Genomic DNA, 21,497 nt, shown 5'->3' on the forward strand with positions numbered 1-21,497 from the left:
TACTGTCACTGCCCTCTCACTCTAGCAAGCCCTCCAGCACCCGCCCCACCCACTAGGCTAGAGGGGTGGCAAAACGCAGACGAACCCCCAAAAAACAGGTAGAAACCCCCGAAGCCCTCGTTGAAGGCACCTACCCCATCGACACCGGCATCGCCGAACTCATCGAAGATGACTACACCCCCGGCGGCTGGGTGCTCGAAATCAACGGCATGGAATCCTCCCATATCGTGCTGGGCCAGCCCCGTGAACTCGACTTCGAATACATGCGCTGGCTAGCGGCCGTTATCGAGCCCTTCGTTGACGCCAACCTCGACCCGACCAAACTCCGTATCACCCACCTGGGCGGCGGGGCCTGCTCCATGGCCCGCTACCTGGCCGACGTCTACCCGGCCTCCCACAACACCGTAGTCGAACTCGACGGAAAACTTGCCGCCTACGTGCGCGAATGGTTCGACCTGCCCAAATCCCCCACCGTCAAAATCAGGGTGGGCGAAGCCCGCGCCGTCACCGAAGGGTTCGCCCCGGCCTCACGCGACGTCATCATCCGCGACGTCTTCGCTGGCTACATCACCCCGGAGCCTCTCACCACCCTCGAATTCACCCAGCTGGCCGAACGCTCGCTAGCCCCAAACGGGCTCTACATCATCAACTGCGGCGACGACCGCTCCCTGGCCGGTGCCCGGGCCGAGGCAGCCGCTATCGCCCAGGTCTTTGAACACACCTGCATTGTGGCCGACCCGGCCATGCTCAAGGGACGGCGTAAGGGCAATGTCATTATCGCTGGCTCCCACGCGCCCCTGCCGGTGGCCGGTGACCTGGCAACCGCCGCCATCACCAAACGCCTGCTAGGTGGTGGGGTGCCCGCCCAGTACAAGGACGATGCCTGGGTGCGCGACTTCGCCCGCTCGGCTACCCCGCGCCGCGACGCCCAGCCCGAAGCCGACCTGGCCCAGCTGGACGCCCAGCTTCGCGCTGGCCAATAAAATATCGCCCCATTCCTTTTCTCTTCACCCCGAGATAATCTCTAGGGTCGTGAGAAAAGGAATAGGGCGAAGTGTTTGCCGGGCGTTAGCTGACCTCACCGTCAACGTAAAGCCACACCCCGCCGTCCTTGGTGAATCGGGAGACCTCGGTCTGTACCCCTCGCACTCGTTCGTCCTCGGGCGTCCCCGGCACTGACCTGTAGTAGGCGGCGAATTCTACGCCGCCGGTGCTGTCAAAGGGGCCGCCTGCTGTACTGAGAATGTCGAGTCGGTACCAGCGCAGGCTGTCGTCGAGGTGCAAGGACGCCGGCCGCGTGCTCGGGTGCCAGGTAGCCAGTAGGTAGTTGGATAGGCCCACCGCAAAGGCGGTGAAGCGGGAGCGCATCAGCGCCTCGGGGGTCGGTGCAGTGAGTTCGCCGGCCTGGGCGAATCGGGAGTGGTAGCGGCCGCAACAGGCGCTGTACACTTCGCCGGTGCCGCAGGGGCAGCGGGTATCGGGTTCAAGCATGCCTCTATTAAAACAGGTAGGCAGGTGGCTAACCCGTCCTCTTTATAAGCAAATACCCCAGTTTTTGTGCAGGCACCTCGGGTAAAAACCGGGGTAACTGCACCAAAACTGGGGTACTGAGGAAAGGGGAGGGTTAGGCGTGCAGCCAGCCCTCAATCACGCCCATGCCGAAGAAGACCAGGAAGGCGGCTGAGACGATGTACATAATCGGGTGTACTTCCTTGCCGCGGCCCTGTACCAGGCGGATGAAGGTGAAGGCGACGAAGCCGGCACCGATGCCGTCCGCGATGGAGTAGGTGAAGGGCATCATGATGATGGTGAGGAAGGCGGGAATGCCTAGGCCCCAGTCGGTCCAGTCGATGTGAACAGCCTGGCGGACCATCAGGAAGCCAACGACCACCAGGGCGGGGGCTACAGCCTCGAAGGGCACGATGGATACCAGCGGGGAGATGAAGACAGCCAGCAGGAAGAGGGCGCCGGTGACGATGTTGGCGAAGCCGGTGCGGGCACCTTCACCGATGCCGGTGGCGGATTCCACGAAGATCTGGTGGGCTGAGGATGATGAGCCACCACCGAGCACGGAACCGGCGGCGTCAATCAGCAGAACGCGGTCGATGTTCTCGATCTTGCCGTCCTCGTCGATGGTGCCAGCTTCAGAAGCCAGGCCCACGGAAGTTCCCATGACGTCGAAGAAGACTGCCAGCAGGATAGCGAACATGAGCATGGTTGCGCCCAGGGTGCCCAGGGAGGAGCCGGAGAAGGCACCGACCATATCAACGGAGCCCAGCAGGGAGAGGTCGGGGTGGCCGATCCACTGGGTGGGGATGCCGGGGATCATGAGGGACCAGCCGGTGGCTGAGTCCATGGAGGAGCCGGAGGGCCAGACCTTTTCCAGCACGATTGCCAAGATGGTTGAGGCAACTACACCGATCAGAATCGCACCGCGCACGTTGCGGATGAAGAGGGCGATGGTGAGGAAGAGGCCGAAGAGGAAGACGAAGATGGGCCAGCCCTGCAGGTGGCCGCCGGCGCCGAAGGAGACGGGCACGGTGGTGCCTGCGGCATCGGGCATACGGCGGACGATCCCCGCGTTGACCAGGCCAATCAGGGAGATGAAGAGGCCGATGCCCACGACGATGGCGGTCTTGAGCGATTCGGGGACGGCGTCGAAGACGGCGCGGCGGAAGCCGGTGAGCACCAGAATAGCCATGACGATACCGGCCCAGACGACCAGGCCCATAATCTGGGGCCAGGTCAGGTTGGGGGTGGTTGCGATGGTGGAGGCCAGCAGGGCGTTGACGCCCAGGCCCGCCGCCATGGCGAAGGGCTGCTTGGCCCAGAGACCCATGATGATGGTCAGGACGCCCGCCACCAGCGCGGTTGCTGCTGCGACGCGCTCGACGCCGAGGGTGTTGCCTGCGCCGTCGGGGCCGAGGCCCAGGATGAGGGGGTTGAGCACCACGATGTAGGCCATGGCGAAGAAGGTTGCTAGACCGCCGCGGACTTCGGTGGAGAGGGTGGAGCCGCGTTCGGTGATTTTGAAGTAGCGGTCGATGGCGCTGGTGGGCGCTGAGGGTGCGGGTTTGTGAGCCGCGGTGTTCTCAGAAGACATTCGTGAAAATCCGTAGATACTCGTGTGGGTTTGTGTGGCCCAGAAATGAAAGTGCGCCGTCTTTGGTGCGGACGGCGCTGATGTACCTGTCTAGTGTACGCCCGTGTGCCGGTTTCTGGCGAGAGCGGCGGGTGTGACGCTGTGCAAGGGGAGGGCGCGAACGCCCCGCTTCTCCTGTTAGGGAGGGCGGGGCGTCCTTTTGTTTTTTAGAGCGGACGGCTGGGGTAGAGCTCCTGGGCTTCTTGCCGCTTGGCGCGGATGTGGTGGATGAAGCTTCGGGGCGCCGTGAGGTCGGTGAGGTTAAGGGGGCTCTGCGGGTCGCTGAGGGGGCTGACGAGCTTCCAGTTGCTGCCTAGGTTGAGCACTGACTGGTGTTTGACGTCGTAGTAGCCGGGCTGCCCGTTGAGGGCGATGCCGCGGGCCCCGTGGAGGGCGCCGGTGAGGTGGTGGTGGAAGCGGCTGGTGATCCATACCTGGTGGGGGCCGTAGGTGAAGTTTTCACGCCAGAAGCGTGAGAAGGGAATGAACCCGTCGTCGGCTACGAGGTCGCGGAGGGCGTCGTAGCCTGCGTAGTCGTTGCCGGGGATGGCTTCGACATAGTAGGTGCGTTCCTTGGGGATGCCGAAGTGCTCGATTTGGGTGCGCGCGAAGGCGAGCATTGCTTCGTGGGCCCCGGGTTCGAGGGCGTCATTTTGTATGCAGAGGTAGAGCTCTTCGGGACGTCCTGTTTGAAGGGCGGACGCGGGTGACTGGCCGGGTGGGAGCAGCAGGGCGTCGTCGAGGCCGGTTTCTAGGCTGAGTGCTTCTGCGCTGGGTAGGTCGCGTACGCTGACGTGATAGAAGTCTTCGAAGGTTTCGTCGTTGCGCGGGGTGAGGCCCTGACCTGTGGCAAAGAGGCGGGCTCCTGAGATGTCACGGGTAGCGCGCATGGCGTCTACGAGTAGCTGGTTTTCGGGCCAGAGGGAGTTGATGTAACCGCCACCGAGCAGGTGCAGGGTGCCTGCCTCCCGCAGGTCGATGATGCCCAGGTCGTAGTTGGGCGTGCTGAGCTCACGGATCTTATCGGCCGGGGTCCTGGAATCGCCGTGGAGGTGCTCGTGAATTGCCCGGAAGAGGGTATTGGTGACGTGCAGTTTGGGGTGGGCGTGTTTGAAGAGGGACGTCGCATGGCCCGGTTCGCGCACATCGAGCCAGACCTCGGTGGTGGGGTGGGTTGCTGCCAGGTACTGGAGCCAGCGCAGGGTGATGAGTTCGTCGCCGTAGTTGGGGTAGCCGGCCATGGAGATGAGGTAGATGGGCTTACCGGGCGCAGGTGTTTCTTTGTGTTCTACCGGTGCAGGCGCTGGGGCAGGTGGGGTGGGGGAGTCCTTGCGGAGGAACTTGTTGAGCATGCGGGCTAACTCCTGTGGGCGTTGCGGTAGGTGAATGCTGCGATTTCTGCACGCAGGACGGGCTGTTGCGGGCGGAAGGTGCCGTCGGCCCAACCTGTGGTGATGCCGTTGGCGTGCATCCAGGCTATGTGCTTGTTGAAGGGGTGGGTGAGGGGTACATCTTTAAAAATAGCGGACAGGTTTGCAGCGGGTGAACCGTTAAATCGATAGAAGAAAGCTGCGATTTCTGCGCGCAGGACGGTTTGCTGGGGCCGGAAGGTTCCGTCGGCCCAGCCTGTGGTGATGCCGTTGGCGTGCATCCAGGTGATGTGGTGGTAGAAGGCGTGAGTAGTCGGCACATCGCGGAAGGGGCTCACTGCTGGGGGAGTGAAGGCAGGGGAGCCTGCAAGTCTGTAGAAGAAGGCTGCATTTTCACCGCGGAGCGCTGACTGGTAGGGGCGGTAGGTGCCGTCTTCCCAGCCGGTGGAGATGCCGCTGGTGCGCATCCAGTTCATTTGGGTGAAGAAGGTTTCTGTAGGGAGCACATCGGCGAAGCCGGTGCCGTTGGCCCAGCGGATCCAGGCGGCCAGATGGGGAGCGAATGCAGTGTGGCCTGTGGGTGAGAGGTGGACGGAGTCTGCCAGAAGGTGGGCAACACCTTTATCGGTAATCCAGTAGCGGGTAGGGACTACATTGACATTTTCTTGCCTGCCCATTGCGGCAAGATGCTCTGATAGCTGGTGACGGTTGGTCTGTTCGGCGATGCGGCGGCCAACTACCTCAGAGAGCATAATCAGGCTGGTGGGGTAGAGTTCGCGCAGCTTTTTGATAACTGCCCGCATGCCTTCGGCGGTGTCCTGGTAGCTCCGCCCGGTCCATAGGTCGTTGCCAGATCCTTGAATGTAGACGATACCGGGGGAGCCAAGGGGGAGGGCCCTAGCGTTATTGATAACGCTATCGACGTATGAGGGGTGGTACTGGTTGGCTGCGTATACACCGATTCCACCCCAGCTATAAAAATAGGGGCGGTAGCCTGCCTGGGTGAAGCCTTGACCTACCCAGTAGCTGTGGTTGGTGTTGGGTTCGCCTACCTGGGAGTCCCCGATAATGAGGGCATCTGAGCTGGTTAGTCTTATGTTGGCATCGCGTAGCATGTTGCCGGGGCCTGTACGGACGAAGTTGTTGGGGGCTCCGGGGTAGAAATGGGAACCGGAGGCCGCGTCCCAGATGATGATGCCGTTGCTAAAGGGTTGGTAGGCGCTGACGGGGCTGAGGGCTTGCTCGGCGGTGACGGGCTGCCCAAAGCGGGCGGGGTTGGTTATCCAGAGGGAGTAGATGCCGCCGGATACCGGGATATTGGCTGCGGCCGGAGCGGTTGAGAGCGCTGAAATGGCTAGGCTTGATGCTGCGAGGGTAATGGCTTGGGCGCGGTTTACCTTAAGTTCTGGGCGGGGGTACATAAGAGACCTCTAGATTGTGTGCGTGTGAGTGTGTGGCAGGGCACCTGCTGGGTGTAATTATAGGCCGGGGTATGCATGGTCCTTTGTGGCGGCACTCTGGGGGAAGCAACATAGTGAAAAGAAAGGTATGCCTGCTTCGATGCTCTGAGTATAATTTAGGTAAACCTAACTTATAAGAAAGGCTAACCGTGGACTCTACGCCCTACCCCACCATCGACACCCTGACCGCCCGCTCGCGCGCCGTCGTCCTGACCGACCGCCCCGCCCGCTATGCCAAGCAGCTCGCTAGCCACTTCGGGCATAAGATTCTGACTGAAGAGATTGAGGGTGGCCACCGCCTGACTTTCAACCGTGACGGCAATTTTGGTGGCTACGGCGATGTGCTGGTGCAGGAGGTTGACGGTGTTGAACACCTTGTCCTGCTGACCTACGCGGAGAGCCCCGAGAAGCGCGAGCGCCTTGAGGGTGTGCTGGGCCGCCATCTGGAGCGTTTTGGTGAGAAGGACGGTCTTGCCGTCACTTTCGTAGCCCTCTAGGCTCTTGCGGTGTGCGGGTGTATGTTTGAAACTGAAATTTTTTCCCGCTGCACCGTTGGAGCGTTATGAGCCAGAGAGACCCTCGCGACCTTGAGGTTGCCCGCGATTTTCTTGCAGAGTTGGCCACCCGCCTGAATCTTGACCCTGCCCTGATGGAGCAGGCCATGCCCCACCTTCTGGGTATGACTAAGCACGTGGCGCGTGGGGTGGTGCGCCCGGCAGCGCCCTTGGCTGCCTTCCTGGTGGGTTACGCGGCCGCGCAGGCAGAGAGTCAGGCGGACGCCGGTCAGGCGGGGGAGCGCGTCCGCTCGGCTTTGGCGCAGGTGGAGGCCCTGATTGACGAGTATAAAGAGCGGGCCGATGGGCAGGCTTAATCGCACCGCCCCGGCTACCCGGTACGTGCTCAAAGACGACGGCACCTTTTCGGTAGACCGCCGGGCTGATGCCCTCACTGCCGAAGAGCCCCTCGAAATCAGGCTGGATGGCCAGACAGTCACCACCACTATGCGCACCCCGGGCCACGATATTGAGCTGGCCCACGGGTTCCTGCACGCCGAGGGGCTGATTAGGAGCGCCGCTGAGATTAGCACCGCCCGCTACTGCGCCGGGGCGACCGGGCCGGACGGCGCCAACACCTACAACGTGCTTGACCTGACCCGCGCAGTCCCTGAAGCTACGCACCCCAGCCCGGCGGGCGGCGTCCTACCCCTCTTTGAGAAGGCTGCACCCCTGCGCCTGACCGTGACCAATTCAGCCTGCGGGGTCTGCGGGTCTGCCTCAATTGACTCGATTATGGGGAAGGCTACCCGCCCTATTCCGTCTACCGCCCTCACCCCCGCTCAGGTGCTGGAACTGCCTGCCCGCCTGCGCGACCACCAGGTGATTTTCAAAAAAACCGGCGGTATTCACGCCGCCGCCGTCTTTGAACCAACCGGTGAGCTCATCGTGGCCCGCGAAGACATCGGCCGCCACAACGCCGTAGACAAGGTCGTCGGCCACCTGCTCATGAACGGTGGGCTAGAATCCCCCGCCCCCGGCCTACCGGGGTGGACGCTGGTGGTCAGCTCCCGGGCGTCCTTTGAGCTGGTACAGAAGGCAGTACTTGCCGGTTTCTCAGCGCTTGTGGCGGTTTCTGCCCCGTCCTCGCTGGCCGTGGAACTTGCCAAGGAATCGGGCCTCACCCTGGTCGCTTTTGCCCGCGAACGACGTTTTAACCTGTACTCGGGTCAGCTAGCTCAGTAATCTGGCACACATCACGCTAAACTGGGGTGTATGAGCACGGTAAGCAAGCACGAAGACGTCCCTGTTGTCAGCCGCGTGAGCGAAGAAGCCACGGCCTTTGATAATCCCAAGATTGGCCACCGCACCAAGGTTGCGGCGGGCCCCGGTGGTGTGCTGCACGCTATGGCCCACGCGATCCCGGCCCGCGGTCTGCTCCCCCTGATTAATATGAACCAGCACGGCGGTGTCGACTGCCCCGGCTGCGCCTGGCCCGAACCCCACCAGAAAGATATGAACGTGGTGGAGTTCTGCGAAAACGGCGCCAAGGCGATTGCCGAGGAGACCACCCCCGAACGTGCGGGCGTCGATTTCTGGGCGCAGTACTCTGTGACTGAGCTGCGCGATAAGACCGATTTCTGGCTGGGCAAGCAGGGCCGCATCACCCAGCCCCTACTCTACGACCGCTCCAGCGGCGACGACCACTACCGCCCCGTCACCTGGGAGCGTGCCTTTGAACTGATTGCTGAGCAGCTCAAGAAAACCGACCCCACAAAGGCCGTTTTCTACACCTCGGGCCGTGCCTCCAACGAAGCCGCCTACGCCTTCCAGCTGCTGGCCCGCCGCCTGGGCTCCAACAACCTGCCCGACTGCGGCAACCTCTGCCACGAGTCCACCGGCGTCGCCCTCAAAGAGGTCGCCGGCCTGGGCAAGGGCTCAATCACCATGAGCGACCTCGAAACCACCGACCTGCTCATCTCGGTGGGGCAGAACCCCGGCACCAACCACCCGCGCTCGCTGACCAGCTTCAAGAAGATGAAGGAAAACGGCGGCAAGATGGTGGTGCTCAACCCCATGCCCGAAACCGGTCTGATGGCCTTCCGTGAACCCCAGTCGCCGGTGGGCATGATTGTGCCCGAGAAGCTGGCAGACGAGTACCTGCAGGTGCGTCTGGACGGCGACCGAGCCTTCTTCCAGCAGCTCAACAAAGAGCTGATTCGGCGCGACGCCATCGACCACGTTTTCATTGAGAAATTTACGGACGGCTTCGAGCAGCTGCGCGAGCACCTTTTGGGTCTGGACGACGCTGAGCTGGAACGCGGCTCTGGCATTTCGGCTGCCCAGGTGGCGCGGGTGGCCGATCTGGTTGAGTCCTCTGAAAACGCTATTGTCTCCTGGACCCTGGGCGTCACCCAGCACCGCGAGTCGGTGGCTACCCTGCGGGAGATGATGAACTTCCTCTTCCTCACCGGCAATATGGGTAAGCCCGGGGCTGGTTCTGCGCCTTTCCGTGGCCACTCGAACGTGCAGGGCAACCGCACCGTGGGTATCTGGGAGAAGATGCCTGAGCCCTTCCTTGCGGCTCTTGAAGACTACTTTGGCTTCCCCGTCCCCCGGGAGCACGGTCTGGACACCGTGGATGCCCTGCGCCAGATGCGCGATGGGAAGAACCAGTTCTTTATGTCCCTGGGCGGTAACCTGGTGCGCGTTGCCTCAGATACCACCGCCTGCGAGAAGGCCATGAGCAGCCAGGAAATGACCGTCCATCTTTCGACCAAGCCCAACGGGTCGCACGCCTTCCCCGGCGAGAAGGCCCTGATTCTGCCCGTCCTGGCCCGTACCGACCGCGATGTGCAGGCCTCCGGTCCGCAGAAGATTACCGTGGAGAACTCTTTCGGTATCGTCTCTGCTTCTATTGGCAAGCGCACCGCTAACGACGATCTGGACCTCAAGTCCGAGGTAGAGATTATCTGCTCGGTAGGCCGTGAAACCTTCGGCGATGATTTCTGGCAGCCCATGATCGACGACTATGGCGTGATTCGTGCGGCTATTGAGGGCACTATCCCCGGGTTTGAGCGCTACAACGAGCGGATTGAGAAGCCCGGTGGTTTCTACCTGCCGAACGGCCCGCGTGAGCGCGTCTTCAACACCGAAACTGGCAAGGCCCGGCTGACGGTCAATGAGACCAATGTGCTGGAGGTCCCCGAGGGGCACCTGCTGCTGTCGACGGTGCGTTCGCATGACCAGTTCAATTCCACGATTTACGGGCTGGACGACCGCTACCGCGGTGTGCGCGGTGGCCGCCGTGTGGTCTTTATGCACCGGGACGACATCGCTGCCCTGGGCCTTGAGGACGGCTCGCTGGTGGATATTGTGTCGGTCTGGCAGGACGGCGAGCGTCGGGCTCCTAATTTCCGCGTGGTGGAGTACGACCACGCCCGCGGCTGCTGCACCGTCTACCTGCCCGAGGGTAACGTGCTGGTTCCGCTGGATTCGGCGGCGAAGCGCTCGAATACTCCGGTGTATAAGTCGGTGCTGGTGCGCCTGGAACCGCTGGGGCGTAAGGCATAACCGGCGGTAGCGGGCAGACGGCCGGGCCCCAGCCAGCCCAAGGTAATCGAAAGCTTCATCAGCGCGTTCTAAGAACATGCTGATGAAGCTTTCGATTACATTAGATACTAGAAGGATGAACCGGCTAAAAACTCAAATACATCTAGCCACTCAATATCACCTGTTGAAGGGGCGAATCTATCACCTGTGAGTAGGAGGCAACGCGCTCCGGGGGATAGTCGCTGAAAAGGGGCTAATTCTCGTGCTAGGGTTTGCTCAGATTCTGTTGTTAGGGCTACCTGAATATAGATTGTGCGCCCTTCTTTCTTGGCTAGAAAGTCTATTTCACCTTCGGGGACCTGCCCGGTGGTGACTTCAAAACCCCGGCGGAGAAGTTCTAGGTACACCATATTTTCGAGGTCTCGACCCCTGTTGTAATCCCGTGACCCTAGCAAAGAATTGCGTAGACCGGGGTCTACGAAGTACATTTTCCCGTTGGTCTTTAGCCACTGCTTCCCTTGGGTGTCGTACCGGCGGCAGCGGTAAAGTAAGTGCGCGTCGACCATTAACTGTAGGTATCGATCTACGAGCTCAGATGAAACATTCCTGCCGTGTGACTTGAGTTGTTTCACGATGGAGAGGGTTGAAAGTTCAGAGCCTGCGTTATCAAAAACGAAACGGGCTACTCGCAGAAAGGCTTCGGTATCGCGTATCTGCCCGCGTAACGCTATGTCCCTGGTAAAGATTGAGTCAAAGAGACCGGTGTTGAGCTGTCGTACTACTTCTTCGTTGGTTGTTACAGCTGCTGCTGGGAAGGTACCCCATTTGATCCATTGTTGGTAGGCCTGAACTGCTCCTGTGAAGTGTATCCCTGAGTGTTCTCGGAAACGAGTAAATTCGGTCAATGACAGGGGGAGCATGGATATCTCGATATAGCGCCCTGCTAAATAGGTGATGGACTCAGAAATGAACATTGACGCGTTGGATCCGGTAACACAGATTTCAAGATTCTCGCGGCTACGCAGTGAGTTTACGACGCGAGCCCAGTCATTTAGTTCCTGAACTTCGTCGATGTGTAGAAACCGTACTTCGTGGTTTTCTATCGTTTCGAGAACATGTGCGTGGAAGATCTGCGGATCTCGCAGGTTGTCGTTGCTCATGTCTTCAAAATTGATAGATAGTATCTGGTGAGGGGCAACCCCGTGGCTTATGAGGTGTTCTCGATACATTCGAAGTAGGGCTGATTTGCCGCAGCGTCGTACGCCGGTAATGACCCGTACAAGAGCGGGGTCCGTGATGCTGGTTAACAGGTCAAGGTAGCGGTCGCGAGCAAGAAGCTGAGTCATAATTTCGAATATACCTGAAATTAAGTGAAATCTGCCCTGTAATTTCAGGTATACCTGAAATTACAGGGCAGATGAAGTTTTAGTCCAGCACCGGGAAGTTGTGGTGCCCGGCGTGCACCAGGAGCTGGGTGCGGGTGGTGACGCCCATCTTTTTGTAGACCTGTGAGAGCGTGTTTTTGACGGTTGAGAGTGAGTAGTTCAGTTCCTGTGCAATTTCCTGGTTGGTGTGCCCCAGACAGACGAGCTTGGTGATGGCCTGCTCTGTCTCGTTGAGTTCGCTCCAGGGGTCGCCCTGGGGTGGTTGGGTGAGGTTCATGGAGATAACTAGGCTGGCGAGGGCCCGCCGGTCGATGATGGCCCGCCCTTCAACCGCAGCTGTGACTGCTTGTTTGATTTCCTTGGCGCGGGAGTTTTTGAGGAGGTAGCCGTGTACGCCTGCGGCGAGGGCTTGGCTGACGTAGCTGTAGCTATCGAAGGTGGTGACGGCGATGATTTTGGTGTTTGGGTGGGTTGCCAGGATGTGTTTGCTGGCTTCTATGCCGTCCATGACGGGCATGTTGAGGTCCATGAGGAAGACCTCGGGGCGTAGGGTGTTGGCGATGGTGATGGCCTCTTGCCCGTTGCGTCCTGTGGCGATGAGGTTGAGGTCGGGGTCGTTTTTGATGTAGAGACCCAGGAGTTCGTTGAGGTCGGGGTCGTCTTCGATGAGGGCTACGGTGGGTTGGTGCATGGTGGGTGCTTTCTAGGCGGTGGCGAGGGGCAGGTGGATGGTGAGGTTCCAGGTTGTGTCTGTTACTCCGTAGTGCATGGTTCCGCCGAGGGCGCGGATGCGCTCACCTATGCCGACGAGCCCGTAGCCGGTGCCCCGGGTGTGTTTTTTGGGGTTGCTGGGGGCGGTGGGGTTGGAGGTGGTAACGGTGACGCCGGTGAGGTTGGGTTTGGCGGTGACGGTGATGGTGCACCCTGGTTGGGCGTATTTTTTGGCGTTGTGGCAGATTTCTTGGATGAGTTTGTGGAAGGTGGGGCGCACACCGTCGGGTAGGTCGGCTTCGGTGATGGTGATGTTTTCGTGCAGGGTGAAGCCGTGGGCGGTGAGGTCTTGGCGGGCTTGGGCTAGGGTTTGGCTGAGGTCGATGGTGGGGGCGGACGTCTGGGGTAGGGCTGTGGGGTCGGTGTCGCCTCGGGTGGTGCGAATGAGCAGGCGCATGTCTGTGAGGGCTTTGTGGGTGTGTTCTTCGATGGTGTGCAGGGCGGCGTCTTTGCTGCTGGGGTCGGTTGCATCGAGCCCTTGGCCGGTGGTGAGGCCGATGACGCTGATGTGCCGGGCTACGGTGTCGTGGAGTTCGCGGGCTAGAGCACGGTTGGATTCAGCTACCTGTTCTTTGTAGTCGGCGTATTCCTGGGCCAGGGTCCTTCTCTGCTCCCAGGAGATTCGTAGTGCTAGAGGGGTGCCTATGAAGAGGAAAAGGCTGATGCTGAGTGTTAGCAGGTTAAAGGGCCGCAGCAGGGTGTAAGCTGTGATGATTTCTCCAGCTATGTGTGAGATGGCGAGGAGAAAAATACCTGGTAGGGGGCCGGTAAGAACGAACAAAAAGGTGCAGGCAAGAATGAAGAAGGCCAGTAGGGCGGACTCCTGGTCGTAGTAGGCCGCGCTGAGAAGCATGAGCGCGCACAGGGCATATACAGAGTACCGGTAGGCGGTGTAGTAGAGCGCTGCCCAGAGGGTGATGAGCGCAAAGAAGGCGATATGCAGGGGTAGGTAACCGTCGGGGTGGCTAGCGGCTTGGAAGAAGCCTGTAACGCCGATTGTTAAAGAAAGGACGAGTGTGGTGAGCCGGACTGCGCGGGAAGGACGTGCGGTCGGCAGAGACCGTAGGGTGTGTAGTAGTTGGGTCACTGGTGTGCTTGCTTGCAGAAGGGTGGTATGTGCTGGAGGATTTTGCAGAACCGCATAGGAGTAGGGGTTGCCTCCTGAGCATATATTTCTGTTTGGGCGTAGCTTGGTGCTACTGATGCGAAGAGAAGGTTGGTTGCGATGAGGACTGTGACAAGGGATTTCAAGGGTCTTCACTTTCTCAGATGGGTACAAATCTTCATCTTTGATAACCCATATATGTGAGCTATGTCAAGGGCCTGGGTGAAAGTCAGTACTAAGGTACTGACCTTGCCTCCAGAGGCTGTTTTTCCTTGCCGGGGGCGCCCTTCGACCCCTACCATCAAAATGTGACATGAAACCTGTGGATAAACGCCGATGGGTTTCGGTTATTCGTTATATATTAATTTCCTTCAAAGGAGAATGAAATGTCCCTTCCTGCTCTCAATCGTCGTATATTCTTCAAATCATCGCTAGCAGCTGGTGCTGCAGCAGTGGTTTGCAACTTCTCAAGTCCTGCTCATGCTTCGAAGGGACAGGTTTCTGTACCTGTAAAATCATCAAAAAATTTTGATGAATGGTATTCTTTACTTGATTTTGTTCCAGAAAATGCATCAATAGAAGAGATTGAGAAGATTTTTCCAGAAACGCCGGGAAGCGGAGCGCATCGGGCTTATCGAAATTTCGTCACAAGACATGGGGCAGGCTATAACAGCCGTGGCCAAGTTGCCCTCTATCTTACACGCATGACAGATATAGAGCCAGGGCATTCAGCACAGGCCCTTCCTCTAATCGTGGTGCATGTGGCTCGAATTTTACTCCAGGCTGCAATTCGAACTGGGGGAGCGCTCTACTCTACGCTGAGACTAATTATTAAGGGTGGCGTGTATTATGGAAAGAGAGGTTATGCTGCGTTTAACTTATTTCTACAACATAATCCTTTCCTTGGTGGGATTATTGTTGGGGTATCGTCAAATCATGTATACGCCTGGCTAGTGCAGAATATGCCTTAAATATGGATAAAAAATCAGTCTGGGTTCTTTGTCTGTCTGCATTTTTCACCTCTATCAGTTTAAAAGCATTAGAATCGTGGTATTCAGGTGTGGCTTGGGCTATCTATGTTGCGATACCGGCACTCTTATTGCTTGTAGCCACAGGAATATGGTGGAAGATCAATAAGCCGTCAGGATATTAACCCAAATATTTTAAATAGGAGCGAAACATGACTTCAGAAACTCTCAGCTCGCTTCTGAGCTACATCACCTACGGTGGTGCAATTGCTACCTTGTGTGTTGCTACGGTAACTCTGTATCGGCACCAAAAAGCTAAGCGCGAGAATCAGTAAATAGACACCGCTAGGCCTGCATCTCCAGCTGTGAGATGCAGGCCTAGCGGTTGTCTAGAAACACTTCAGTTAAAGTACGCACCTGACTGTTTACTTCTATGTCTGCCTAGTTTGGGACTGCTGGCGTGAAGAGGAAAATACCCTTAAGGAGCGTTGAGCCAAGTTTCTAAGCACAACTCAGTACTTAAGTACTGAAGGTGCTTCTATCTCTTGAAAACTTCAGATGTGTCTGCTGGAATAATTACAATTCTTGGCATTCAAAGGAGATTGCACCATGCCACGTCGAGCCCTTCCCCTTGCCCTACTCATTCCGCTACTGGTGGCCTGCTCCAGCGGCGCGTCCACTACAGCTGAGGCACCAAGCTCCACCCCGAGCGTCCGCACCACCACTGTGCCGCCACCTGCTACCACAGCAACCGCCAGCCCCGAAGAGCTGGCAACCCAGGGCCCCACTATTTCTAACGAAGATATTCAGCGGGGCATCGACACCGGCAATATCTACGTGCTCTACTCCGGCGTCATGTGCTTCGGTGGCACACTAGCTGACCCCACCGAGTTTGCTGAGCAAGAACTAGCCAGTGACTACATGAGCGAGGAAGAATACCAGCAGCACTACAGCCAGATCCCGGCAGAAGTCCTTGCCCAGAGCGAGAACAACAAAACCGGTATCTTCACCGCTCCCCAAGAATGCCTAGACGCTGGCTGGTCCCAGGCCGGAGCCATCTAAAGCGCCCTGCACCCCCGCCTGCATCTGTTACCTCTGTTACGACCAGCCCCTACCAGCGGTAACCCCAGGACTTACTCTGTAACCGGGGCGACGGCGTCCGCCCCAAACTCGGTAGACTAGAGCAGAACCAAAGTCCCAACCCGCCGTGCCCACCTACGCCCGGCGCCGAAAGGAAAACCCGTGTCAACCGAAGCCCCCCGCGCCCTGCGCGTCGCCGTCATCGGTGCAGGCCCCGCAGGTATCTACGCCGCAGACATCCTCACCAAAAGCGAAGAAGTCCGCACCGGAGCCGTGCCCGTAGCCATCGACATCTTCGACCGCTACCCCGCCCCCTTCGGCCTGATCCGCTACGGCGTAGCCCCCGACCACCCCCGCATCAAGGGCATCGTCAACGCCCTGCACAAGGTGCTCGACCGCGGCGATATCCGCTTCTTCGGCAACGTTAACTACGGCACCGACGTCACCCTGGCCGACCTGCGCAAGCACTACGACGCCATCATCTTCGCAACCGGCGCCATCAAGGACGCCGACCTCGACATCCCCGGCGTTGAGCTCACCGGCTCCTACGGCGCGTCTGACTTCGTCTCCTGGTACGACGGCCACCCCGACGTGCCCCGCACCTGGCCGCTGGAAGCCAAAGAAATCGCAGTGCTCGGTAACGGCAACGTAGCCCTCGACGTCGCCCGCGTGCTCTCCAAGCATGCCGACGACCTGCTCGTCACCGAAATCCCCGACAACGTCTACGAAGGTCTCAAGGCCTCACCCGTCACCGACGTGCACGTCTTCGGTCGCCGCGGCCCCGCCCAGATCAAGTTCACCCCCCTCGAACTGCGCGAACTGGCCCACTCCCGCGACGTTGACATCGTGCTTTACGAAGAAGACTTCCAGTTCGACGAGGCCTCCCGCGAAGCCATGGAAACCAACGCCCAGACCAAGGTCATGATGAAGACCCTGAACGGCTGGCTCGAAGAGCAGAAGGAAAACCCCGGCACCGCCTCCCGCCGCCTGCACCTGCACTTCCTCCAGTCACCGGCCGAAATTCTCGGTGAACACGGCAAGGTCACCGGCATCAAGATGGAACGCACCGAGCTCAACGGCAACGGCGGCGTCACCGGCACCGGCGAATTCATCGACTACCCCGTGCAGGCCGTCTACCGCGCCATCGGCTACTTCGGCTCCGAACTGCCCGAGGTCGGCTACGACAGCGAACGCGGCGTCATCACCAACGTTGAGGGCCGCGTCATCGACGACAGCGACGTGCCCGTCCCCGGCCTCTACGCCACCGGCTGGATCAAGCGCGGCCCCGTCGGCCTGATTGGTTCCACCAAGTCAGACGCCCTCGAAACCGTCACCCACCTGCTGGAAGACCGCGAAAACCTTTACACCGCCGAGGCCGCCGACCCTGCAGCCATTGAGGCCTTCCTCGATCAGGCCGGCGTCCGCTACACCACCTGGGAAGGCTGGCACCGCCTGGACGACCACGAAAAGGCCCTGGGCGCAGAGGCCAAGGACGCTGCCGGCGAGCCCCGCGCCCGCATCAAGGTGGTTGACCGCGACGAGATGACCGCGATTTCACGCGGCGAGTAGTATCTCACCGCCTGGGCCCCGCCTCCAGCAGAAGGGGACCTTAAAACTTAAAAGGGACCGCATACTATGCGGTCCCTTTTAAGTTTTACGGTCCCCTTGGGTAAAGCGGGGCTACAGAAGCGCGGACGTCCGCCGCCCCTATCGCATCAGCACCCAGTCCAGGTAGGGGTTGAGGAAGAGGCCCGACGGGTCTAGCTCTTCGCGCAGCTCCACGAAGTCGTTGAAACGGGGGTAGAGCTGGGCGAGGGCGTCCGCGTCCTGGGTGTGGAACTGACCCCAGTGGGGGCGTCCGCCGTGCTCCTTGAAAACCCCTTCTAACACCCTGAAGAGCTCGGCGTGGGGCTGACGCCAGTAGGCGCGTGCCGAGACATAGAAGGTCTCCCGCCCGTAGGCCTGCGAAAGCCAGATGTCGTCGGCGGCAGCGGTGCGCACGACCAGGGGGTAGGCCATCTGGCTACGGTAGGACGCCAGGTGGGCGCGCACATCGCGCATGACGTCGGCAAACTGCGACATATCGAATGCGTATTCCATATTGTTTTGCCGCACGGTGCGGTGAATAGTGAAAACGCGGGCCGAGTAGTCGGCGTAGCGGCGGTTGCCCTTAGCCCAGTTGGCTACCCTGTTCAGCGTCGGCTGCGCCGCAGGCACCTTAGCCCCGGCGTAGCTGAGCGCCGAGAATACCCCGTTGTTGAGCAGATGGTCGCCGCCGTAGCGCCGGGCCTGGCTCAGGGCAGCGCTGGCGGGCATGTAGCCCTCGGTCAGTAGAGCCAGGCGGGTGAGCCTGCGGGTGCGCACCTCGCCTGAGCCGGGGAACCAACTGAACTCGTAATGGTCCGCCCCGCGGGAGCGGTCTTCAAAAGAGTGCACAATGGTTTGGTAAGAATGGCCCCGCTCCGCCGCGTGCAGGCGGAACTGGGGCACCACCTTAAAGGTCAGCTCCACGATGATGCCCAGCGCCCCCAGCCCGCACAGGGCCGCCGAGAAAATTTCCGGGTTCTGCTGGGAGGAACAGACCAGCAGGTCACCGGTCGTGTCCACCAGCTTGAGCTCAGCCACCTGGGTAGCGAAGACACCGTAGGTCAGACCGGTGCCGTGAAAGCCGGTTGAAATAGCCCCGGCCAGGGTCTGCTCATCGAGTCGCCCCAGGTTGGTAAAGGCCAGGTTGTAGTAGCCCAGCAGGCGGTTAGCCTCACGCACGGTGGTGCCCGCCAGGAAGGTTGCGGTGAGCTCGTCTGGGTTCACCCGCACCAGGCCGGTCAGGTGATCCAGGGTCAGCAGGGTGCCTGCCGGCTGCCCAATAGCGGACGCACTCCGCCCCCGCCCCACTACCTTGACCCGGGTACCTGCCGCGGCGGCGTCCTGAATCTGCCGTTGCAGCTCGGGCACCGACCGGGGCGCAAGGACGCCGGTGGGCTGCACGGTGTGTTGGCGCGCCCAGGTGCTCCACGAGGGGCTTGTCTGCGGGGTGTCGGCCATAATCTACCTCGATTCTTGCTCGTTCATGCATATTTTCGCACGAAGAGGTGGGTGCTGGCTGTGAGTCTGGGCGGCCGGTCACAGCTTGGTAACAGTTGACTCACAATTCGATAAACCTGCCTGTTTTTGCTTGCCCGGGCCAGGGTGGCTGTGATGGGGTGGAAGTACTGGAGAAAGGAAGGTACAACACCATGAACAAGTCTTCACTCCGTATTTTTGCCCGTTGCGGTTCGGCGGCGCTCGCCCTCGGGGCGCTGACGCTCACAGGGCTTGCTCCCGCCCAGGCCAGCGAGGCCGGTACCGCGGAGCAGCCGTCGCTGGCGACCAGCTTAAGCACCGGCACCCTGCCCTGGGCTCCCGAAGATTACGCCTGGTTGGGCGCTCCCACCGATGAGGGTTTTATTGCTCCCGGTACTCCTGATACCCCCGGGTTTATTGGCCAGAACTTTACTCGCGGGGCTGTGTTCTATAACGAGGTAACGGGCACCCATGCTGTGCACGGTGCTATCTATGACCTGTGGCGTTTTGGCGCGGTGACGGTGGGCGACGGCTCTGCCCTGTACAACCTGATTCCTGTGACCGACGAGCAACCGGTGGGCAGCGGCGTGCGCCAGAGTTTTGCCCAGCCGGGCCTGGCTAGCGGTAACGTCTTCTGGTCTGAGGCTACGGGTGCCCATTTTGTTGAGTCTGGAACCCCGGCAGGGGACTACTTCAATGCCCACGGTGCTGTAGATGCCTTTGGCTTCCCGGTGGCTGAGGTGCAGCAGGTAGGGGATGCCTCAGTGCTGTACACCGAACAGGGCGTACTCACGGTGACCGCCTCCGGCGCTGTGTTTAGTCCCCTGGGTTAGGCGTTTCTCAGCGAGCGTGCGCCGTATCGCCGAGCGTGCGCATGGCTACTGCACGCTCAGCGATATAACGCACGCTCGTTGGCGCAAGGACGCCGCCACCCACCTCCCTGCCCAGCGGCAGGAGAGTGGGGTGCGGCGTCCTTACCTTATCTAGTTCAAAAATGAATAAGTGCGGTAATGATGCGAAATAAGTCACGCTGCTCACCGGGCGAGGACTAAACTAGAAGTAGGCCCCGGCAGCAGCGCCGGCAACCCGGCTGGCAGAGCGGGGTCATCATGAATCTAAGGAGATGACCATGACCGAACACGCTCTCACCTTCGGTGAAAAAGCAGTAGCTGCCCGCAACGACATCGCAGAAGTGGCCAACGCAGCCGGCGAAATCATCGTCGGTATCGACGGTTCCGAACAGAGCTACGGTGCCCTGCGCTGGGCCGTACACGAGGCTGAAGTCCGCAAGGTGCCCGTCCGCATGGTCACTGCCTACTCCCTGCCCGTCTTCACCGGTACCGGTTTCGACGCAGGCTACTCCATGGTTGACGAGCAGGCCCTGACCGACGGTGTGGCCCAGATTCTCGACGAAGCTCACTCCCGCGTGGGCGAAACCAGCGTTGAACTTCGCGCTACGGTCGAGACCGGCGACGCTACCGCCGTCCTCCTGGAACTCTCCAAGAAGGCTGAGCTGATGGTGGTAGGTTCCCGCTCTCACGGCGGCTTCCTAGGGCGCCTGCTGGGCACTGTTTCTACTTCCCTGCCTGCCCACTCTCACTGCCCCACCGTGGCAGTTCCCCAGTCCTATGCCGAGAAGATTGAAGCTGACCCTGGCATTCTGGGCGGCGGCCAGTCTGTTGTTGTTGGTTCGGACGGCTCCGATGAGGCCCGTCTGGCCATGATGCAGGCAGCTGACGAAGCCTCCCGCCGCGGCGTCAAGCTCACCCTGGTCAACGCCCTGGCTCCCTACACCGGTGCCCTTAACTGGGTGCCTGCCGCGGTTGATTTTGAAGCCCTCTACCGCGAAATTGCTGATTTGCAGCGCAAGGCTGCTGAGTGGATTCGCGGTTACTTCCCCAACCTGGAAATCGAATTCAAGCTCATTGACGGTTCACCCGTTCAGGTACTGCTAGAGGCGGGTAAGGCAGCTGACCTGATTGTGGTCGGTACCCGTGGCCGTGGCGGTATCGCCGGTATGTTGTTGGGCTCCACCTCCCAGGGCATCCTGCACAACACTCAGGTGCCGGTCATGATTGTTCCCCAGCTCGATGACCCCCGTATTGAGCAGGCACCCGATGCCGGTGTTACCTGGGGCTAGTCACAGCATGAACATGCTCTAGTCAGCTCCCCGGCAGGGGAGTAGGCTGGAGACAAGAGAAAGGCAGGACAGCTCCCGCCGAAGTACCTTTTCAGAGGGAAAAGGGCTCCGACGGCGCTGTTCTGCCGTCTTTTTTAAAAAAGTTCAAAAAATTTTTTGCGCGGACGCCCGCGGTAGCAATATGCGCTTTGACTAGGCTATTTGTGTGTAGCTCCGGTTACTTTTAGGTGAATATTGTGGTGCAGGGCACCCAATTTTTAGCCCTAAAGAGCCTCTCTGGGTGGTTTTCGATTTGCGCGCCTGTTTGAACTCGCGTAATGTATTACTTGTTCGAGCGACGGGCTGAGGAAACGAAGCCAGTCACGATACAGCGAACTAGCCCCTATCGTCTAGCGGCCTAGGACGCCGCCCTTTCACGGCGGTAACACGGGTTCAAATCCCGTTGGGGGTACTGTGAAACCTTCGGTTTCACGGCCATGTAAGAACTTCGGTTTTTACGTATGGCCCCGTAGCGCAGTTGGTTAGCGCGCCGGCCTGTCACGCCGGAGGTCGCGGGTTCAAGTCCCGTCGGGGTCGCTCCGACCGCGTAAGTTCTCACTTGTGAGAAGACGCGGTTGTGGCATATCTAAGGGTATGCCTGGCTCTGTAGCTCAGTTGGTAGAGCGTGCGACTGAAAATCGTAAGGTCACCGGATCGACGCCGGTCGGAGCCACGAAATCCACTCTCTAGGCTTCTACATGAGAGTGGGTTTTTTGTTTTAACACCCAATAGCCCCAGCCTGTGAGTTCACGGACTGGGGCTATTGTCGTATTCCGGCTTTTTCTAGAGGGTCTGCAATGCCGGGTTAAGGGTCAAAATGTGTGTCTGGCTCGGCGTGTCGCGGGGGTTAGATTTGGCCTTTTTGAATGCCGATTGAGTGGGTGTAGTCGGTGTCGATAGCGTTGTCGTAGAGGGCTGGGCGTCCTGT

General features: G+C 59.8%; 19 protein-coding genes and 3 tRNA genes. 14 read left to right on the forward strand and 8 right to left on the reverse strand.

Annotated features, from left to right (window positions below):
- Window positions 1-65 precede the first annotated feature (65 nt).
- Window positions 66-983: a spermidine synthase gene (locus L6762_RS08165; protein ID WP_237186772.1), complete on the forward strand. Its 918-nt coding sequence runs from the start codon at window positions 66-68 to the stop codon at window positions 981-983.
- Window positions 984-1,068: 85 nt separating this feature from the next.
- On the opposite strand, the gene L6762_RS08170 is transcribed toward L6762_RS08165, so the two are convergent.
- The 4 genes from L6762_RS08170 to L6762_RS08185 form a co-directional block, all read right to left on the reverse strand.
- On the reverse strand, window positions 1,069-1,491 hold the full coding sequence (locus tag L6762_RS08170) for a YchJ family protein (RefSeq protein WP_237186773.1): 423 nt from the start codon (window positions 1,489-1,491) through the stop codon (window positions 1,069-1,071).
- Between the two features lie 133 nt (window positions 1,492-1,624).
- Window positions 1,625-3,103, reverse strand: a complete 1,479-nt coding sequence (locus L6762_RS08175) for an NCS2 family permease (protein ID WP_185173930.1) — start codon at window positions 3,101-3,103, stop codon at window positions 1,625-1,627.
- A 206-nt stretch (window positions 3,104-3,309) separates the two neighbouring features.
- Entirely contained in the window at window positions 3,310-4,494 is a 1,185-nt protein-coding gene (locus tag L6762_RS08180) for a polysaccharide pyruvyl transferase family protein (RefSeq protein WP_237186774.1), read from the reverse strand.
- A 5-nt stretch (window positions 4,495-4,499) separates the two neighbouring features.
- Entirely contained in the window at window positions 4,500-5,933 is a 1,434-nt protein-coding gene (locus tag L6762_RS08185) for an S-layer homology domain-containing protein (RefSeq protein WP_237186775.1), read from the reverse strand.
- A 188-nt stretch (window positions 5,934-6,121) separates the two neighbouring features.
- Here L6762_RS08185 and L6762_RS08190 point away from each other — a divergent pair, with 188 nt between their 5' ends.
- The 4 genes from L6762_RS08190 (at window position 6,122) to L6762_RS08205 (ending at window position 10,039) form a co-directional block, all read left to right on the forward strand.
- Window positions 6,122-6,469, forward strand: coding sequence for a DUF2218 domain-containing protein (locus L6762_RS08190; protein WP_237186776.1), 348 nt, complete (start codon window positions 6,122-6,124; stop codon window positions 6,467-6,469).
- 65 nt (window positions 6,470-6,534) lie between these two features.
- Entirely contained in the window at window positions 6,535-6,843 is a 309-nt protein-coding gene (locus L6762_RS08195; protein ID WP_237186777.1) for a DUF6457 domain-containing protein, read from the forward strand.
- Complete coding sequence (gene fdhD / locus L6762_RS08200; protein ID WP_237186778.1) at window positions 6,830-7,711, forward strand: formate dehydrogenase accessory sulfurtransferase FdhD; 882 nt, start codon at window positions 6,830-6,832, stop codon at window positions 7,709-7,711. Before L6762_RS08195 ends, fdhD begins: the two co-directional genes overlap by 14 nt.
- A 30-nt stretch (window positions 7,712-7,741) precedes the next feature.
- On the forward strand, window positions 7,742-10,039 hold the full coding sequence (locus tag L6762_RS08205; protein ID WP_237186779.1) for an FdhF/YdeP family oxidoreductase: 2,298 nt from the start codon (window positions 7,742-7,744) through the stop codon (window positions 10,037-10,039).
- 107 nt (window positions 10,040-10,146) lie between these two features.
- On the opposite strand, the gene L6762_RS08210 is transcribed toward L6762_RS08205, so the two are convergent.
- The 3 genes from L6762_RS08210 to L6762_RS08220 all read right to left on the reverse strand — a co-directional run bounded on the left by L6762_RS08210 (window position 10,147) and on the right by L6762_RS08220 (window position 13,261).
- Window positions 10,147-11,364, reverse strand: a complete 1,218-nt coding sequence (locus tag L6762_RS08210; protein ID WP_237205222.1) for an ATP-binding protein — start codon at window positions 11,362-11,364, stop codon at window positions 10,147-10,149.
- 79 nt (window positions 11,365-11,443) lie between these two features.
- Window positions 11,444-12,094, reverse strand: coding sequence for a response regulator transcription factor (locus L6762_RS08215; RefSeq protein ID WP_237186780.1), 651 nt, complete (start codon window positions 12,092-12,094; stop codon window positions 11,444-11,446).
- Between the two features lie 12 nt (window positions 12,095-12,106).
- Window positions 12,107-13,261, reverse strand: a complete 1,155-nt coding sequence (locus L6762_RS08220) for a sensor histidine kinase (protein WP_237186781.1) — start codon at window positions 13,259-13,261, stop codon at window positions 12,107-12,109.
- Window positions 13,262-13,665: 404 nt separating this feature from the next.
- Between L6762_RS08220 and L6762_RS08225 the strand changes: the two genes are divergently transcribed.
- The 4 genes from L6762_RS08225 to L6762_RS08235 all read left to right on the forward strand — a co-directional run bounded on the left by L6762_RS08225 (window position 13,666) and on the right by L6762_RS08235 (window position 16,896).
- Window positions 13,666-14,250 (forward strand): hypothetical protein, encoded by a 585-nt coding sequence (locus tag L6762_RS08225; protein WP_237186782.1) that lies wholly within the window; start codon window positions 13,666-13,668, stop codon window positions 14,248-14,250.
- A 209-nt stretch (window positions 14,251-14,459) separates the two neighbouring features.
- Complete coding sequence (locus tag L6762_RS11945; protein WP_257617982.1) at window positions 14,460-14,582, forward strand: hypothetical protein; 123 nt, start codon at window positions 14,460-14,462, stop codon at window positions 14,580-14,582.
- Window positions 14,583-14,856: 274 nt separating this feature from the next.
- A complete protein-coding gene (locus tag L6762_RS08230; RefSeq protein WP_237186783.1) occupies window positions 14,857-15,309 on the forward strand; it encodes a hypothetical protein in 453 nt (150 codons plus the stop codon).
- Between the two features lie 180 nt (window positions 15,310-15,489).
- Window positions 15,490-16,896 (forward strand): FAD-dependent oxidoreductase, encoded by a 1,407-nt coding sequence (locus tag L6762_RS08235; protein WP_237186784.1) that lies wholly within the window; start codon window positions 15,490-15,492, stop codon window positions 16,894-16,896.
- A 138-nt stretch (window positions 16,897-17,034) separates the two neighbouring features.
- On the opposite strand, the gene L6762_RS08240 is transcribed toward L6762_RS08235, so the two are convergent.
- On the reverse strand, window positions 17,035-18,372 hold the full coding sequence (locus L6762_RS08240; protein ID WP_237186785.1) for a D-arabinono-1,4-lactone oxidase: 1,338 nt from the start codon (window positions 18,370-18,372) through the stop codon (window positions 17,035-17,037).
- A gap of 191 nt (window positions 18,373-18,563) precedes the next feature.
- Between L6762_RS08240 and L6762_RS08245 the strand changes: the two genes are divergently transcribed.
- The 5 genes from L6762_RS08245 (at window position 18,564) to L6762_RS08265 (ending at window position 21,242) form a co-directional block, all read left to right on the forward strand.
- Window positions 18,564-19,223 (forward strand): LGFP repeat-containing protein, encoded by a 660-nt coding sequence (locus L6762_RS08245; protein ID WP_237186786.1) that lies wholly within the window; start codon window positions 18,564-18,566, stop codon window positions 19,221-19,223.
- Between the two features lie 296 nt (window positions 19,224-19,519).
- Window positions 19,520-20,530: a universal stress protein gene (locus tag L6762_RS08250; RefSeq protein WP_237186787.1), complete on the forward strand. Its 1,011-nt coding sequence runs from the start codon at window positions 19,520-19,522 to the stop codon at window positions 20,528-20,530.
- Between the two features lie 378 nt (window positions 20,531-20,908).
- Window positions 20,909-20,981: transfer RNA gene (locus L6762_RS08255), tRNA-Glu, on the forward strand.
- Window positions 20,982-21,032: 51 nt separating this feature from the next.
- Window positions 21,033-21,106: transfer RNA gene (locus L6762_RS08260), tRNA-Asp, on the forward strand.
- A gap of 63 nt (window positions 21,107-21,169) precedes the next feature.
- Window positions 21,170-21,242, forward strand: a tRNA-Phe gene (locus L6762_RS08265).
- The last annotated feature ends 255 nt before the right edge of the window (window positions 21,243-21,497 follow it).

Source organism: Rothia nasimurium, from assembly GCF_928381705.1.
GTDB lineage: Bacteria > Actinomycetota > Actinomycetes > Actinomycetales > Micrococcaceae > Rothia > Rothia nasimurium_G.

Excerpts from the sequence above, each read along its gene's own strand:
- L6762_RS08170 (WP_237186773.1), bottom strand. The coding sequence starts at position 1,491 with ATGCTTGAACCCGATACCCGCTGCCCCTGCGGCACCGGCGAAGTGTAC.
- L6762_RS08175 (WP_185173930.1), bottom strand. The coding sequence starts at position 3,103 with ATGTCTTCTGAGAACACCGCGGCTCACAAACCCGCACCCTCAGCGCCC.
- L6762_RS08180 (WP_237186774.1), bottom strand. The coding sequence starts at position 4,494 with ATGCTCAACAAGTTCCTCCGCAAGGACTCCCCCACCCCACCTGCCCCA.
- L6762_RS08185 (WP_237186775.1), bottom strand. The coding sequence starts at position 5,933 with ATGTACCCCCGCCCAGAACTTAAGGTAAACCGCGCCCAAGCCATTACC.
- L6762_RS08195 (WP_237186777.1), top strand. The coding sequence starts at position 6,535 with ATGAGCCAGAGAGACCCTCGCGACCTTGAGGTTGCCCGCGATTTTCTT.
- fdhD (WP_237186778.1), top strand. The coding sequence starts at position 6,830 with ATGGGCAGGCTTAATCGCACCGCCCCGGCTACCCGGTACGTGCTCAAA.
- L6762_RS08205 (WP_237186779.1), top strand. The coding sequence starts at position 7,742 with ATGAGCACGGTAAGCAAGCACGAAGACGTCCCTGTTGTCAGCCGCGTG.
- L6762_RS08210 (WP_237205222.1), bottom strand. The coding sequence starts at position 11,364 with ATGACTCAGCTTCTTGCTCGCGACCGCTACCTTGACCTGTTAACCAGC.
- L6762_RS08215 (WP_237186780.1), bottom strand. The coding sequence starts at position 12,094 with ATGCACCAACCCACCGTAGCCCTCATCGAAGACGACCCCGACCTCAAC.
- L6762_RS08225 (WP_237186782.1), top strand. The coding sequence starts at position 13,666 with ATGTCCCTTCCTGCTCTCAATCGTCGTATATTCTTCAAATCATCGCTA.
- L6762_RS11945 (WP_257617982.1), top strand. The coding sequence starts at position 14,460 with ATGACTTCAGAAACTCTCAGCTCGCTTCTGAGCTACATCACCTACGGT.
- L6762_RS08230 (WP_237186783.1), top strand. The coding sequence starts at position 14,857 with ATGCCACGTCGAGCCCTTCCCCTTGCCCTACTCATTCCGCTACTGGTG.
- L6762_RS08240 (WP_237186785.1), bottom strand. The coding sequence starts at position 18,372 with ATGGCCGACACCCCGCAGACAAGCCCCTCGTGGAGCACCTGGGCGCGC.
- L6762_RS08245 (WP_237186786.1), top strand. The coding sequence starts at position 18,564 with ATGAACAAGTCTTCACTCCGTATTTTTGCCCGTTGCGGTTCGGCGGCG.
- L6762_RS08250 (WP_237186787.1), top strand. The coding sequence starts at position 19,520 with ATGACCGAACACGCTCTCACCTTCGGTGAAAAAGCAGTAGCTGCCCGC.